The 13,934-nt window shown below is 64.4% G+C and carries 13 protein-coding genes; 7 read left to right on the top strand and 6 right to left on the bottom strand.

All coding sequences use genetic code 11. The features are described 5' to 3' along the window. The first annotated feature begins 113 nt into the window (after positions 1–113). The gene (locus ACFSOZ_RS02305) at positions 114–1,034 is read left to right on the top strand and encodes a bifunctional 5,10-methylenetetrahydrofolate dehydrogenase/5,10-methenyltetrahydrofolate cyclohydrolase (protein WP_379093124.1); all 921 of its coding nucleotides are present in this window, start codon (positions 114–116) and stop codon (positions 1,032–1,034) included. Positions 1,035–1,048: 14 nt separating this feature from the next. Here ACFSOZ_RS02305 and glcF read toward each other — a convergent pair whose 3' ends face one another. The 4 genes from glcF to ACFSOZ_RS02325 all read right to left on the bottom strand — a co-directional run bounded on the left by glcF (position 1,049) and on the right by ACFSOZ_RS02325 (position 6,692). Next, positions 1,049–2,374: a glycolate oxidase subunit GlcF gene (gene glcF, locus ACFSOZ_RS02310; RefSeq protein ID WP_379093127.1), complete on the bottom strand. Its 1,326-nt coding sequence runs from the start codon at positions 2,372–2,374 to the stop codon at positions 1,049–1,051. Positions 2,375–2,387: 13 nt separating this feature from the next. Then, a complete protein-coding gene (locus ACFSOZ_RS02315; RefSeq protein ID WP_379093130.1) occupies positions 2,388–3,593 on the bottom strand; it encodes an FAD-binding protein in 1,206 nt (401 codons plus the stop codon). A 127-nt stretch (positions 3,594–3,720) separates the two neighbouring features. Beyond that, entirely contained in the window at positions 3,721–5,217 is a 1,497-nt protein-coding gene (locus tag ACFSOZ_RS02320; RefSeq protein WP_379093133.1) for an FAD-linked oxidase C-terminal domain-containing protein, read from the bottom strand. Between the two features lie 152 nt (positions 5,218–5,369). Further along, on the bottom strand, positions 5,370–6,692 hold the full coding sequence (locus ACFSOZ_RS02325; RefSeq protein ID WP_379093136.1) for a DUF3422 family protein: 1,323 nt from the start codon (positions 6,690–6,692) through the stop codon (positions 5,370–5,372). Between the two features lie 208 nt (positions 6,693–6,900). Here ACFSOZ_RS02325 and ACFSOZ_RS02330 point away from each other — a divergent pair, with 208 nt between their 5' ends. From ACFSOZ_RS02330 to ACFSOZ_RS02340, 3 genes are read left to right on the top strand one after another with little or no spacing between them, the layout of a single operon-like run. Then, positions 6,901–7,704: an FCD domain-containing protein gene (locus tag ACFSOZ_RS02330; RefSeq protein ID WP_379093139.1), complete on the top strand. Its 804-nt coding sequence runs from the start codon at positions 6,901–6,903 to the stop codon at positions 7,702–7,704. Positions 7,705–7,725: 21 nt separating this feature from the next. Continuing rightward, the gene (locus ACFSOZ_RS02335; RefSeq protein WP_379093142.1) at positions 7,726–8,862 is read left to right on the top strand and encodes an alpha-hydroxy acid oxidase; all 1,137 of its coding nucleotides are present in this window, start codon (positions 7,726–7,728) and stop codon (positions 8,860–8,862) included. Positions 8,863–8,897: 35 nt separating this feature from the next. Beyond that, the gene (locus ACFSOZ_RS02340) at positions 8,898–9,671 is read left to right on the top strand and encodes a metallophosphoesterase (protein WP_379093145.1); all 774 of its coding nucleotides are present in this window, start codon (positions 8,898–8,900) and stop codon (positions 9,669–9,671) included. A 38-nt stretch (positions 9,672–9,709) separates the two neighbouring features. On the opposite strand, the gene ACFSOZ_RS02345 is transcribed toward ACFSOZ_RS02340, so the two are convergent. Both ACFSOZ_RS02345 and ACFSOZ_RS02350 read right to left on the bottom strand, forming a co-directional pair. Next, the gene (locus tag ACFSOZ_RS02345; RefSeq protein WP_257784452.1) at positions 9,710–9,841 is read right to left on the bottom strand and encodes a hypothetical protein; all 132 of its coding nucleotides are present in this window, start codon (positions 9,839–9,841) and stop codon (positions 9,710–9,712) included. 293 nt (positions 9,842–10,134) lie between these two features. After that, positions 10,135–10,833 carry a type 1 glutamine amidotransferase gene (locus tag ACFSOZ_RS02350; protein WP_379093148.1) on the bottom strand — a complete coding sequence of 233 codons (699 nt, stop codon included), beginning with the start codon at positions 10,831–10,833 and terminating at the stop codon, positions 10,135–10,137. An 87-nt stretch (positions 10,834–10,920) separates the two neighbouring features. Here ACFSOZ_RS02350 and ACFSOZ_RS02355 point away from each other — a divergent pair, with 87 nt between their 5' ends. From ACFSOZ_RS02355 to ACFSOZ_RS02365, 3 genes are all read left to right on the top strand, one after another. Then, complete coding sequence (locus tag ACFSOZ_RS02355; RefSeq protein ID WP_379093151.1) at positions 10,921–11,577, top strand: hypothetical protein; 657 nt, start codon at positions 10,921–10,923, stop codon at positions 11,575–11,577. Between the two features lie 31 nt (positions 11,578–11,608). Continuing rightward, positions 11,609–12,343, top strand: coding sequence for a 16S rRNA (uracil(1498)-N(3))-methyltransferase (locus ACFSOZ_RS02360; RefSeq protein ID WP_379093846.1), 735 nt, complete (start codon positions 11,609–11,611; stop codon positions 12,341–12,343). Between the two features lie 143 nt (positions 12,344–12,486). Further along, positions 12,487–13,860, top strand: coding sequence for a glutamate--cysteine ligase (locus ACFSOZ_RS02365; protein WP_379093154.1), 1,374 nt, complete (start codon positions 12,487–12,489; stop codon positions 13,858–13,860). The last annotated feature ends 74 nt before the right edge of the window (positions 13,861–13,934 follow it).

Consider the following 13,934-nt stretch of genomic DNA (forward strand, 5'->3'; position numbering starts at 1 on the left):
TCGGCGCGTCGCGCAACAGGCATGACGGTTCGCTTTTCGTGCTGCCCTTGCCGATGTTCTTTTGCTATGTCGGCGGCAACCGAGCAAAAGAGTTCACCCATGTCCCTGTCCCCATGCCCCTGTCCCACGACAGCCGCTATCTCAAGGGCGGCCCGGTTGCCAAGCGCATCATCGCCGCCGTGCGTGAGGATGCGGCGATTGCCAAAGCCGCGGGTTTTCCGCCCAAGCTGATCTCGATCACGGTTGGCGACACCGCGGCGGTGGATGTCTATGTGCGCAACCAGCGCGCCAAGGCGCAACTGGCTGGCATCGATTTCGAGGAACGGCGCTTTCCCGCCACCATCACATCGGGCGAGCTGGAAGCGGCCATCCACGGCCTGAATGCCGATCCGCGCGTCACCGGCATCATCATCCAGCGGCCGGTGCCGGCGCATATCCCGATCAGGACGCTGCAGGCGGCAGTGCATCCGCTGAAAGATGTCGAAGGCATGCATCCGGCCTCGATCGGCAACATCGTCTACAACCAGCTCGACCTCGCGCCCTGCACCGCCGCCGCCTCGGTCGAGTTGCTGAAAGAGACCGGCCTTGACCTCAAGGGGCTGGAAGTCGTCATCGTCGGCCATTCGGAAATTGTCGGCAAGCCGATCGCCTTCCTGCTGATGAGCGAAGGCGCGACGGTGACGGTCTGCCATCACATAACGCGATCGGTCGCTGCCCATGCGCGGCGCGCCGATGCGCTGTTCGTCGCCGTCGGCAAGCCGCGGCTGATCAAGGCCGACATGGTCAAGCCGGGTGCGGCAGTCATCGACATCGGCATCAATTCCGAAATCGGGCCTGACGGGTCCAGCCGTATCGTCGGCGACGTCGACACCGAAAGCGTGCGCGAAGTCGCCTCCTGGATCACTCCGGTGCCGGGCGGCGTCGGCCCGATCACGGTGGCGATCCTGCTGCGTAATACGATGGTGGCGCTCAGCCGGCAGCGCGCGCTCTATGAAGCGACCTACGGTACGGCCGACAGGCTCGCGGCCGAGTAAGCACTGGGATCGGCCTACTCCGCCGCGATCAGGCTGTCTTCCGCAACGCCTTCCGGCTTCGGCCCGCCATAGGCCCAGTCGAGCAGTTTTATCGTGTGCACCACCGGCAGTTTCGCTGCGGACGCAATCTGCGTGATGCAGCCGATGTTGCCGGTGGCGACGATCGAGGCCCCTGTCGCCTCGATGTTTTTCACCTTGCGGTCGCGCAGCTTGGCCGAAATCTCGGACTGCAGGATGTTGTAGGTGCCGGCCGAACCGCAGCACAGATGGCCCTCGCGCGGCTCGCGCACGATGAAGCCGGCCTTGGCCAGCAATTCCTTCGGCTGGCGGGTGATCTTCTGGCCGTGCTGCATCGAGCAGGCCGAATGATAGGCGACGATGGTGCCCGGCTTGCGCACCGGTTCGGGCAGGTCGAGACCGGCCAGATACTCGGTGATGTCCTTCGCCAGCGCCGACACGCGCGCGGCCTTGTCGGCATAGGCCGGGTCCAGCCGCAGCATGAAGCCATAGTCCTTGATCGTCGTGCCGCAGCCGGACGCGGTGATGACAATGGCATCGAGCCCGCTCTGTTCGATGGCGCGCGTCCAGGCGTCGACATTTTGCCTGGCCGAGGCCAGGGCGGCTTGCTCGCGCCCCATGTGATGCACCAGCGCGCCGCAGCAGCCCTCGCCCGGCGGCACCACGACCTCGACGCCGAGCCGCGTCAGCAGCGCAATCGTCGTCTCGTTGATGGCGGGGTCAAGCACCGATTGCGCGCAGCCGGTGAGGATGGCGACGCGGCCCTTTTTCGTCCCCTGCCCGGCATGGATACCCGGCGAGGCCATCGGCGACGTTTCGGGGACCGATGCCGGCGCGAGCTTGAGCATTGCGCTGAGCGGCTTCAGCGCCGGGACCTTTTCGAACAGGCCAATGAACGGCTTGCCCAGCCTCGCCAACCTGAGCGCAGCGCGAAAACGCGCGGGATAGGGCAGCACGAACGCCAGCATGGCGCGGGTCAGGCGGTCGAGCAGCGGCCGCTTGTAGGTCTCCTGGATGTGGGCGCGGGCATGGTCGACCAGATGCATGTAGTTGACGCCCGACGGGCAGGTGGTCATGCAGGCAAGGCACGACAGGCAGCGGTCGATATGGGTGACGATTTCCTTGTCGGCCGGCCGGCCGTTTTCCAGCATGTCCTTGATCAGGTAGATGCGCCCGCGCGGTGAATCCAGCTCGTTGCCGAGCGTCACATAGGTCGGGCAGGTGGCGGTACAGAAGCCGCAATGCACGCATTTGCGCAGGATTTTTTCCGATTGCGCGACATGCGGGTCGGCGAGCTGGGCAAGCGAAAAATTGGTCTGCATCGCTGTTCTGGTCCTAGGCCATGCGGCCGGGATTGAGGATGTTCTTCGGGTCGAATTCCTGCTTCAGGCGCTGGCTGAGTGCCGCCAATGCCGGCGCCTGCGATTCGAACACCGGCAGGGCGGCGCGATGGGAGGGTGCCGCGCGCACCAATGTCGCATGGCCGCCGCCATGCTTTCTCAACAGCCCGCGCAGCAAAGCGGCTTCCGGATCGCCCTCCTCCATGCGCAACCACACCAGCCCGCCCTGCCAGTCGTAGAAGGCACTGACCGCAGCCTGCATGCGCAGCGTCAACACCATCTGGTGGCCCTGTCCCGGCGTCATCGACACCCGCCATACAGGCTTCTCGCTGCCATCGGCGAAGGGCCTGCAATCTCGCACATCGCGCCAGATCACTCGTGACGCTTCGCCGGAAATCTCCTCCAGCGGACCAGCCTTGGCGAGCAATGTTTTCAGAGCGGCGACGCGATAGGCGACGGAGGGGCCAAACCCTTCGACGCGCAGCAAAGTCGCGGCCTCGCTGCCGAGCGCCCCGCCGGCGACACGCGCGGCAATCCGCTCCGGCAGATGAGCGGCACTCGACACTTCCGCGCTGGAGCCGAGCGCCAGCGCCATGGCTGCGGCAGCCGCATCATCGAGCAAACCTCGGACGGCGAGCGTGACCTCGGTCTCGGCGGCAGGCAGCACCTTGAAGGTGACATCGGTGAACACGGCAAGCGTGCCCCAGCTGTTGGCCATCAGTTTCGACAGATCGTAGCCGGTGACGTTCTTGACCACGCGGCCACCGGACTTGAAGGCCTCGCCACGACCGGAAACGGCATTGATGCCGAGAATATGGTCGCGCGCCGCGCCCGCCTTCAGCCGGCGCGGGCCTGAAAGGTTCGCGGCGAGCACGCCTCCGATGGTGCCTTTGCCAGCTTCGCCCCCGAGCAGCGGACCGTAATCCATCGGCTCGAAGGCAAGCTGCTGGCTGTTTTGCGCCAGCAGCTTTTCGATGTCGGCCAGCGGTGTGCCGGCCTTGGCCGACAGCACCAGTTCGGCAGGCTCGTAGAGCGTAACGCCGGTGAGTTTCGACAGGTCGAGCGTGTGTTCGCTCTGTTGCGGACGACCGATGCCGCGCTTGGAACCATGACCAAGGATTTCCAGCGGCGAGTCCTCCGCAACGGCCCAGGCGACGGTGGACAGCACTTCGGCTGATGTGGTGGGGGTGAAGGTGGTCATGGAGCCGTCGTACCTTTGGCCAATGCAAAGACGTCGCGATCCTTCACGCCCCCCTCTGTCCTTCCGGCAGGACAGAGGGGGGCGTGAAGAAACGCCAGAGCGGAGACGCTGGGCACTATTGCCACCCTCAAAACCTCGGAATGTCCGGAAACGGCAGCTTGCCGCCGGAAATGTGCATGCGGCCGAGTTCGGCGCAGCGGCGAAGCTGCGGGAACACCTTGCCGGGATTCAAAAGATGGTTGGGGTCGAAGGCGCATTTGACCCGCATCTGCTGGTCGAGGTCGATCTGGTTGAACATTTCCGGCATCAGGTCGCGCTTTTCGACCCCTACACCGTGTTCGCCGGTCAAGACGCCGCCAACCTTGACGCAGAGCCGTAATATATCGGCGCCGAAGCTCTCGGCCTTGTCGAGTTCGCCCGGCACATTGGCATCGTAGAGGATCAGCGGATGCAGATTGCCATCGCCGGCGTGGAAGACGTTGGCGACGCCGAGACCGTATTTCTCCGACAGCTCGCGCATCCCGGCGAGCACGCGCGGCAGTTCCTTGCGCGGGATGGTGCCGTCCATGCAGTAATAGTCGGGCGAGATGCGGCCAACCGCCGGAAATGCCGCCTTGCGGCCGGCCCAGAAGCTCAGCCGCTCCTGTTCGGACTGCGAGATGCGGCAGGTGGTCGAGCCGTTGCGGATGGCGATCGCCTCGACGGCGGTGATGAGATGGTCGACCTCGACGCTCGGCCCGTCGAGCTCGACGATCAGCAGCGCCTCGACATCCAGGGGATAACCGGCATGGACAAAATCCTCGGCGGCGTGGATCGCCGGCCGGTCCATCATCTCCATACCGCCCGGAATGATGCCGGCGCCGATGATGTCGGCGACGCACTGGCCACCCTGCTCGCTGGTCGGGAAGCCGATCAACAGGGCGCGGGCCGTCTCCGGCTTCTTCAGGATGCGCACGGTGACCTCGGTGACGACGCCGAGCAGCCCTTCGGAGCCGGTCGTGACGCCGAGCAGGTCATAGCCTTCCGCATCGAGGTGACTGCCGCCGAGCCGCACCACCTCGCCGTTCATCAGCACCATCTCGATGCCGAGCACATTGTTGGCGGTGAGGCCGTATTTCAGGCAGTGCACGCCACCGGAATTTTCCGCGACATTGCCGCCGATCGAGCAGGCGATCTGGGAGGATGGATCGGGGGCGTAGTAGAAGCCCTCCTGCTCGACGGCGGTGGTGATGCCGAGATTGGTGACGCCAGGCTGGGCGACGACGACGCGGTTGGGGAAATCGATCGCTAGAATGCGGTTGAAGCGGCTCATGACCAGCAACACCGCATCCTCAAGCGGCAGCGCGCCACCCGACAGCGAGGTGCCGGAACCGCGCGGCACGACGCGGATGTTGCGGTCGTTGCAGTATTTCAACACGCGGGAAACCTGCGCCACCGTCTGCGGCAGCACGACGACCAGCGGCAGCTGCCGATAGGCGGTCAGCCCGTCGCTCTCGAAGGCCCGCATGGAATTGGCGGCGTCGACGACACCCTCGCCCGGCACGATGATGCGCATGTCGGCGACGATCTCGTCGCGCCGGCGCATCGTGGCGTCGTCTGGTTTCGGCATGGCCAGGCCGGACATCAGCAGCCTCGTTTTGCTTGACTGGTCAAAATCTTTTACCAGTGAAGCGCGTTGGTTGCAAATCCTGCGGCGGTGAGAATGCAGCATCAGGGTCGAGACAAGCTTCCGTAGCGGCAATCTGCCGCTGTCTGACCTTGGGGTGAGTAAGCCTGCTATTCGCCCGCCAGCTTGCCGGGTTCGGAATGCATCCGGCGCACCCGGCGCACGCCCCACCAGACCAGCAGGATGGCGACCGGCACCGAAGCAGCGGTGACGACCTCCGGCGCGAAGGCATGGCCGAAGATCGAGGCGCCCTTGGCGACATAGCCGATGAGGCCGACCACATAATAGGAGACGGCGGCGACCGAGAGGCCTTCGACGGTCTGCTGCAGGCGCAGTTGCAGGCGGGCACGGTTGTTCATCGACGCCAACAGGTCGCGGTTCTGCTTCTCGACCTCGACATCGACCCAGGTGCGCAGCAGCGTCGTGGCGCGGGTCAGCTTGCGCGACAGATTGGCCTGCCGCTCCTCGACCGAGCGGCAGGTGCGCATGGCCGGCGCGACGCGGCGCTGCAGGAACCCACCCCAGGTGTCGTAGCCGGGCACGGCTTCTTCCTCCAGCGCCTCCAGCCGTTCAACGACAATGCCGTCATAGGCGCGGCTGGCGCCAAAGCGGTAAAGGCTCGACGCGGCGTCGGCTTCCAGTTCGGCGGCAAGCTCGGTCAGGTCGGCCAGCAGCGTCTGGCTGTCGCGGGTCTCGGCGACCTTCATTTCCCGAGTGGTCTGCGCCAGCCTGTCCTCGATGCGGCGGGCGCGGCCCGACAGTGTCAGCGCCAATGGCAGGCCAAGCATGGCCAGCGTCCGGTAGGTCTCGATGTCGATCAATCGTTGCGACAGCGCACCGGTACGCGCCGGCGTCAGGCCACGATCGAGCACCAGCATGCGGGTCATGCCGTCGCCATCCTGGCGGAAATCGGTGACGATGGCGGCGTTGCCGCGTTCGACCAGCGAATAGCACAGGCTGGTCGGGTCGAAGCTGGCGATCAGCCGCTCGCTCGCTTGCGTCCACTTGCGGATTTCGAGCCTGATGCCGGAGATGACGGTGCCTGGCGGCGAAAACCCGTTGCCGAAGGGCGAATCCTCCTGCGTCCTGCCGCTTTCGGAAAGCGGCCCTTCCCACAGATAGGTCGAGAATTCGGTATGCCGCTCCCAGCGCAGCGAGCCCTTGCCCGATTTCATGGCGTGGTGGCGGGCCTGACGGTCGGGTGCGGCGATGCCGAGACGTCGCGACAATTCGGACAGCACCGCATGGTCGACGCCGGAGCCGCCCTCCGTCATGAAGGCGAGTTGCACCAGCACACGCGGCTTTTCGATCAGCGGATGCGGCCGGGCATGGACCTCGCCAAGCGCGCCGGGTCGGCCTTCATGCGCCGGAAAGCCCATGACGCTGCCCTTGGCACGCGGCTGGAACTCCAGATTGGACGGGTCGTCTGACACGGCTTGTTCCCCGGGTTTCTGTGAACCCTCCTACATTGCGTCCCTCTAGGGCCAATCGCCAGATGACGCAAACAGCAAAGTTTAGACGAAGACGATATGGCGTTGGGCGGCAAAATCGACGCGCTTCGGCCAATTGGATAAATAATTTGACCAGTTGGCGACGCTGGCTTTATCCTGCCCGACACCGGTTCACCTTCCAGGCATTCTGTTGAGCGACATTTTTTCCAGGATCGAGCATTCGCGCACCGCCGACGAGGTGGTGCAGCAGATCGAGAGCCTCATCCTCGAAGGCGTGCTGCGCACCGGCGACCGTTTGCCGGGTGAGCGCGAGCTTGCACGCCAGTTCGACGTGTCGCGGCCGATCCTGCGCGATGCGCTGAAGGCGCTCGAAGGGCGTGGCCTTTTGACGACCAAGGCCGGCGGCGGCACCCATGTCGCCGACATTATCGGCCAGCTGTTCACCAAGCCGGTGGCGGACCTGATCTCGACGCATCGCAAGGCTGTGGCCGACTATCTGGAATACCGCCGCGAGATCGAGGGCGTGGCCGCCGAGTATGCGGCGCGGCGTGCCACGCCGGAGGATCTGGCGCTGCTCGACCGCATCATGGCACGCATGGATGAGGCGCACCGGACCGGCGATTTCGACGACGAAGCCGAAATCGACGTCGAATTCCACCAGGCGATCTGCGAGTGCGCGCACAACATCCTGCTCCTGCACACGTTGCGCTCCTGCTACCGGCTGTTGTCGGAAGGCGTGTTCCAGAACCGGCTGCTGGTGTTCACCGTGCCCGGCGCGCGCGATGCCCTGCTTGCCCAGCACCGGGCGATCCATGCAGCGGTGAAGGCCGGTGACCCGGCGGCCGCGCGGCAAGCGGCGATGGACCACATGATCTATGTCGAGCGGTCGATGGCCGAGGCCGAGCGCAGCGGCGACTGGCAACGCGTGTCGCGGCTGAGGCTCAGACAACGCTCTGAGGCTGGCGACATCGAACCCACTCGCAGACGCTCCTAGGACTGATAGGCAGGGACCTCAATGAGCCAAATCCTCACCATCGCCGATCTCAAGGACCTCGCGCGCCGGCGCGTGCCAAGAATGTTCTTCGACTATGCCGATTCCGGCGCCTGGACTGAAAGCACCTACCGGGCCAACGAGGAGGATTTCGCCAAGATCAAGTTCCGCCAGCGCGTGCTGGTCGACATGAGCAACCGGTCGCTGGAATCGACCATGATCGGCGAAAAGGTGGCAATGCCGGTGGCGCTGGCGCCAACCGGACTGACCGGCATGCAGCACGCCGATGGCGAGATGCTGGCGGCGCAGGCGGCCGAGGAATTCGGCGTGCCGTTCACTTTGTCGACGATGAGCATTTGCTCGATCGAAGACGTCGCGTCGGTGACGAAAAAGCCGTTCTGGTTCCAGCTCTACGTGCTGCGCGACAAGGATTTCGTGCTCAACCTGATCGACAGGGCGAAGGCGGCGAAGTGCTCGGCCCTGGTGCTGACGCTCGATCTGCAGATCCTCGGACAACGCCACAAGGATGTCCGCAACGGGCTTTCGGCGCCACCCAAGATGACGCTGGCCAACATCGCCGACATCGCCATCCGGCCGCGCTGGTGGATGGGCATGGCCGGCACCAAGCGCCGCACCTTCCGCAACATTGTCGGCCACGCCAAGGGCGTCGGCGACGTCGCATCGCTGTCGTCATGGACGACCGAGCAGTTCGATCCGCATCTGTCGTGGAAGGATGTCGCCTGGATCAAGGAACGCTGGGGCGGCAAGCTGATCCTGAAAGGTATTCTCGACAAGGAAGATGCGCTGATGGCGGCCAAGACCGGCGCCGATGCGATCATCGTATCCAACCATGGCGGGCGGCAGCTCGACGGTGCGTCGTCTTCGATCATGGCGCTGGAGGAAATCGCCGATGCGGTCGGCGACACGATCGAAGTCCACATGGACGGTGGCATTCGCTCCGGCCAGGATGTGCTGAAGGCGCTCTGCCTCGGCGCCAAGGGCACCTATATCGGGCGCCCATTTCTTTACGGCCTGGGTGCCCTCGGCAAGGAAGGGGTTACCAAGGCGTTGGAAATCATCCGCAAGGAGATGGACATCACGCTGGCGTTGTGCGGAAAGCGTCTGGTCACCGACATGGGCAAGGATCAGCTCCGGCGCTAAGTCCGTGACAGCGTGACCACGGAGACAGCGCAGAGTTGGCAGAACCCGGCATCCACTTTCTCGACGCGCATGGGCCGGAAGGTGTGCGTCTCTACGCGATTGGCGACGTGCATGGCCGGCTTGACCTGCTGGCCGCCATGCATCGAAGCATCGAGGCCGAAATCCGGCAGGAGGCGCCTGCCGACTGGCGCGTCATCCATCTTGGCGACTATGTCGACCGCGGACCAGACTCAAAGGGCGTCATCGACTTCCTGATCGAAGCGCGAGAGCGCGACCCACGCCATCTGATGCTGGCCGGCAACCACGACATCGGTTTTCTCGACTTTCTCAAGAAGCCCGACCCGGAGGGGCTTTTCATCCGTTTCGGCGGCATCCAGACGGCGCTGTCCTACGGTGTGGCAATCACCGAAGGCACCAGCATGTGGTTCGGCAACTCCGAGTCCGCCGTGCGCAAAGGACATCAATCTTTGGTCGAAGCGGTGCCGCAAACTCACATCGATTTTCTGCGATCGCTGCGGCTTTCGCTGACGCTGGGTGATTTCTTCTTCTGCCATGCCGGCATCAGGCCGGGCATCGCGCTTGCAAGGCAAAACCCGCAGGACCTGATCTGGATCCGCGACATCTTCCACAATTATCCGGGCCTGTTCCCGAAGATCGTGGTGCACGGCCACACGCCGGTGCCGGAGGCGGAGGTGATGGCCAACCGCGTCAATGTCGACACGCTTGCCTGGCAATCAGGGATGCTGAGCGCGCTCGTCGTGGACGGCCCGGACAAACGCATCCTGACAATGACCGTCAAGGAAGCTTGAGCCTCCGCGTCCGAGGACGCGAAAGACGCTTCCGGCTTTTAGCGAAGCGAGGCGGTGACGCCGTAACCGTCGACGGCGTTGTGATTGTTGGCTGCGTCGGCGGAATAGATGCCGAGGCCGCACAGGACAATGGCGGACAACATGGCAAAGGACAGAAGCGCTGCTTTCACGGAGGTCATCTCTTGTTGAGCTTTCTGCATCTGTGCACCGGGCGGTTACCAATGCGTTGAAACGGAGAATTCGCTTCAAAGTTTCGACGATTTTGCGCTTCTAGGCATCTTCTGTATCGGCGGTGTGTCGCGCGGGTCACACAAAAGGTTCATCGCGGTTGCACAGCCGATGCAGAGCGCGCGCCTTCTAGGATGACGGGCTGACACAAGCCAAGGATGAAACGGATTGTCCCCAGGCGGTTTCACCGCCGCGTGCCAATTATGTCACGCGGGAGTGCGCGAAGGACGGACGCTCAGATGGTCGCCACCCAGGCGCGGGCGATGGCGAGGCCGGCAGCATCGGCGTCAGGCCCGTTGCGGGCCATTTCGCCATCGAGCTCGCCAGCCCAGTCGGGATGGCGCGCGGCGATGGTCGGTGCGAAGGACGTGCTCCAGTCCTGCACCATCGGCCGATCAGCCTCGAAGTGGAACTGGAAGCCGTAGACGGCGCGGCCGACGCGAAACGCCTGGTTCTCGGCGACATCGTTGCCGGCGAGCCGCACGGCGTTTTCAGGCAAAACGAACGTGTCGTCGTGCCACTGGAAGATCGGGAATTTTTGCGGCAACGCGCCCAGCACCGGATCGGCCTTGGCGTCGGGCGTCAGCGACACGCCGCGCCAGCCGAACTCGTTGGCGCCGCCAATGCGGTTCTCGCCGCCAAAGGCGCGGGCAACGAGCTGGCTGCCGAGGCAGATGCCGAGCACGGCGCGGTCCTTGTCGGCGAAATCGCGGGTCAGTTCGAGCAATGCCGGGAAATAGGGATACTCGTCGTCGGCCAGCGCATTCTGGCCGCCACCGAGCACCACCATGGCATCGTGCCCGGCCGCGTCGTCCGGCAGGGGATCGCCCTTGTAGGGGAGGCGCAGATCGAGATCGGCTCCGGCTTCGGCAAGAGCGGCGCCAACCTGGCCAAGGCCGGTATTGTCGTAGTTCTGGACCACCAGCACCCGCATGCAAAACCCTGCTGACATGAAAAAGATGCGACGAGCGATATCATGCCGCCTGCATTGCAGCCAAGATGCGTGTTGCGGGAGAAAGCTATGCCACTGCAGAACCGGGTCGATCCGTTCGGTGCCATCCACGCCGTGCCCGAGCGCGGCCTGTTCACCGGCAATCGCGGCATCATCCACGATCCCGAGACAAAGACACTGCTGAGAAAGCGGTGGGCGCTTCCGGCCTGGATCATCTGCGTCTGCCAGTTCCGCAATGTGCGGCGCGAACCGATGGGCCGCAACCGGAAGAGCGACGACCCTTTGGGCGGCAAGGCCGGCTGGACCGAGCTGTTTTTCCTCGACGAGGTGACGGCGCTGGCGGCCGGGCATCGCCCCTGTTTCTTTTGCCAGCGCGAACGGGCCAGGGATTTCGTCGGCCGGTTCGGCGAAGCCTTCGGCATTGCCGAACCGCGCGCGCCGCAGGTCGACAGGCGGCTGCACAAGGAGCGGCTGGCGTCGGGCGGCAAGCCTCCGATGGTGACCTTTGAAGTGCTCGCAGGCCTGCCGGATGGCGCGATGGTTGCGGATGGCGGCAATGCCTATGCCTTGCGCGGCGGCAAGGCACTGCGCTGGTCGTTCGCTGGATATGGCCCACCCGCCGTTGGCCTGCACGGCAAGCCGCTTGCGCTGCGGACGCCGGCCACGACGCTCGCCGTCCTGCGGCATGGCTTTCGACCGGCGTGGCATCCTTCCGCGGAGGCTTGACGCCGACGGGCTGCTCGCTCATTCCTCGGCGATGCGCGCCAATTACAAGATGCAACGCCTGTTCGTGCCCGACGACCTCGGGACGGATGTCGAGTTCGATGCCGGTCAGCAGCAGAGCCATTATCTGCTGCATGTGCTGCGGCTCGGCGAAGGCGCCGAAATCCTTGTCTTCAACGGCCGCGACGGCGAGTGGTCGGCGGCCATCGCAGCGAAATCAAAAAGGGCGGTGCGGCTGAAGGTGCTGGCGCTGCAACGGCCGCAGCCGCCGCTGCCCGACCTCATCTACTGCTTTGCGCCGCTGAAGCAGGGCCGGCTCGACTATCTCGTGCAGAAGGCGGTCGAGATGGGCGCCGGCATCCTGCAGCCGGTCATCACCCAGCACACGCAAGTGGCCAAGCCTTCCATCGATCGCCTGCGCGCCAATGTCGTCGAAGCCGCCGAGCAATGCGGCATCCTGGCGGTGCCGGAAGTGCGCGAAGCGGAAAAGTTCGACCGCCTGCTGGCCGGCTGGGACAGGGAGCGGCGGCTGATCTTCTGCGACGAGGACGCCTCGACCAACAATCCGCTGCCCGCATTGCATGCGGTGAAAGAAGAGAAGCTTGGGCTGCTGGTCGGGCCGGAGGGTGGGTTCTCCGACGACGAGCGCAAGACGCTGCGCGCCCTGCCCTTCGTCACAGCCATTCCGCTCGGCCCGCGCATCCTGCGCGCCGACACGGCAGCGGTGGCCGCCCTTGCGGTGATCCAGGCAACCGTCGGAGACTGGTGAGACTTGATTTCTTGCAAGGGATCGACAGGACTGTACCGTTCAATTCCTCTTGACCTCTGGCTCAGGATTTTTCGCTTGATCGTCTGCTGACATTTCGTCCATTTAGCGCCGGCGGTTGTCCAACCGTCCCGGAGGGCTTGTAAATGGCGCGCGACACAACCGATTTCCGCCCGATCGAAGGCGTCGATGAGCTCGTCGAGCATCTGGCCGAAGGCAACAAGCCGCGCGACAAGTGGCGCATCGGCACGGAACACGAGAAATTCCCGTTCTATGTCGACGGTAACGCGCCCGTGCCCTATGGCGGCGAGCGCGGCATCCGCGCCATCCTCGAAGGCATGCAGTCAAAGCTCGGCTGGGATCCGATCATCGATGACGGGCGCATCATCGGCCTGGTCGAGCCGACCGGCCAGGGCGCGATTTCGCTGGAGCCCGGCGGCCAGTTCGAGCTGTCCGGCGCGCCGCTGGAGACGATCCACCAGACCTGCCGCGAGGGCAATGCGCATCTGGCGCAGGTGCGCGAGATCGCCGAGCCGATGGGCATCCGCTTTCTCGGCCTCGGCGGCAGCCCGAAATGGTCGCTGGCCGAGACGCCGAAAATGCCGAAGTCGCGCTACGAGATCATGACGCGCTACATGCCCAAGGTCGGCACCAAAGGCCTCGACATGATGTACCGCACCTGCACGATCCAGGTGAATCTCGACTTCGAGAGCGAAGCCGACATGCGCCGCAAGATGCAGGTGTCGTTGAAACTGCAGCCGCTGTCGACGGCATTGTTCGCCAATTCGCCTTTCACCGACAGCCACCCGAACGGATTGCAAAGCTGGCGCGGCGACATCTGGCGCGACACCGACAATCAACGCTCGGGCCTGCTCGAATTCTGCTTCTCGCCCGAGTTCGGTTTCGCCGACTATGTCGAATGGGCGCTCGACGTGCCGATGTATTTCGTCATCCGCGACGGTCACTATCACGACATGACGCATATCACCTTCCGCCAGTTCATGGCCGGGGCCGCGCGCAATGAAGTGCCGGACGGGCTGCCGACAATGGGCGACTGGGCGAACCATCTGTCGACGCTGTTCCCGGATGTGCGGCTGAAGCGTTTTCTGGAAATGCGCGGCGCCGACGGCGGGCCGTGGCGGCGTATCTGCGCGCTGCCGGCCTTCTGGGTCGGGCTGCTCTATGACGAGGCCGCGCTCGACGCGGCGGAGGCGTTGACCTCAAGCTGGAGCTACAAGGAAGTGCTGGCGATGCGCAACGCGGTGCCGGAACAAGGCATTTCCGCGCCCTTCCGCAACACCACGCTGCGCGAGATCGCCCGCGACGTGATGGTGATCTCGCGCATGGGGCTGAAGAACCGTGGCCGCAAGAACCGCGACGGCTATGACGAGACCTCGTTCCTCAACACTTTGGACGAAGTTGTCGCGCGCGGCACCACCAGCGCCGAGGAGATGCTCTCCGCGTATCATACGCGCTGGGGTGGCTCGATCGAGCCGGTGTTCATGGAATACGCCTATTAATCCTGCGAAGTCGGCGCGGCCAACTGATTGGCAAAAGCCGCTTCAATCGGTCATCGAAACGAATTAGGTTCTCC

The sequence above is a fragment of the Mesorhizobium newzealandense genome (genome assembly GCF_042682145.1).
Lineage (GTDB): Bacteria > Pseudomonadota > Alphaproteobacteria > Rhizobiales > Rhizobiaceae > Mesorhizobium > Mesorhizobium newzealandense.

Excerpts from the sequence above, each read along its gene's own strand:
- ACFSOZ_RS02335 (WP_379093142.1), top strand. The coding sequence starts at position 7,726 with ATGAGCCAAATCCTCACCATCGCCGATCTCAAGGACCTCGCGCGCCGG.
- ACFSOZ_RS02355 (WP_379093151.1), top strand. The coding sequence starts at position 10,921 with ATGCCACTGCAGAACCGGGTCGATCCGTTCGGTGCCATCCACGCCGTG.
- ACFSOZ_RS02365 (WP_379093154.1), top strand. The coding sequence starts at position 12,487 with ATGGCGCGCGACACAACCGATTTCCGCCCGATCGAAGGCGTCGATGAG.
- glcF (WP_379093127.1), bottom strand. The coding sequence starts at position 2,374 with ATGCAGACCAATTTTTCGCTTGCCCAGCTCGCCGACCCGCATGTCGCG.
- ACFSOZ_RS02315 (WP_379093130.1), bottom strand. The coding sequence starts at position 3,593 with ATGACCACCTTCACCCCCACCACATCAGCCGAAGTGCTGTCCACCGTC.
- ACFSOZ_RS02350 (WP_379093148.1), bottom strand. The coding sequence starts at position 10,833 with ATGCGGGTGCTGGTGGTCCAGAACTACGACAATACCGGCCTTGGCCAG.
- ACFSOZ_RS02320 (WP_379093133.1), bottom strand. The coding sequence starts at position 5,217 with ATGTCCGGCCTGGCCATGCCGAAACCAGACGACGCCACGATGCGCCGG.
- ACFSOZ_RS02360 (WP_379093846.1), top strand. The coding sequence starts at position 11,609 with ATGCGCGCCAATTACAAGATGCAACGCCTGTTCGTGCCCGACGACCTC.
- ACFSOZ_RS02305 (WP_379093124.1), top strand. The coding sequence starts at position 114 with ATGCCCCTGTCCCACGACAGCCGCTATCTCAAGGGCGGCCCGGTTGCC.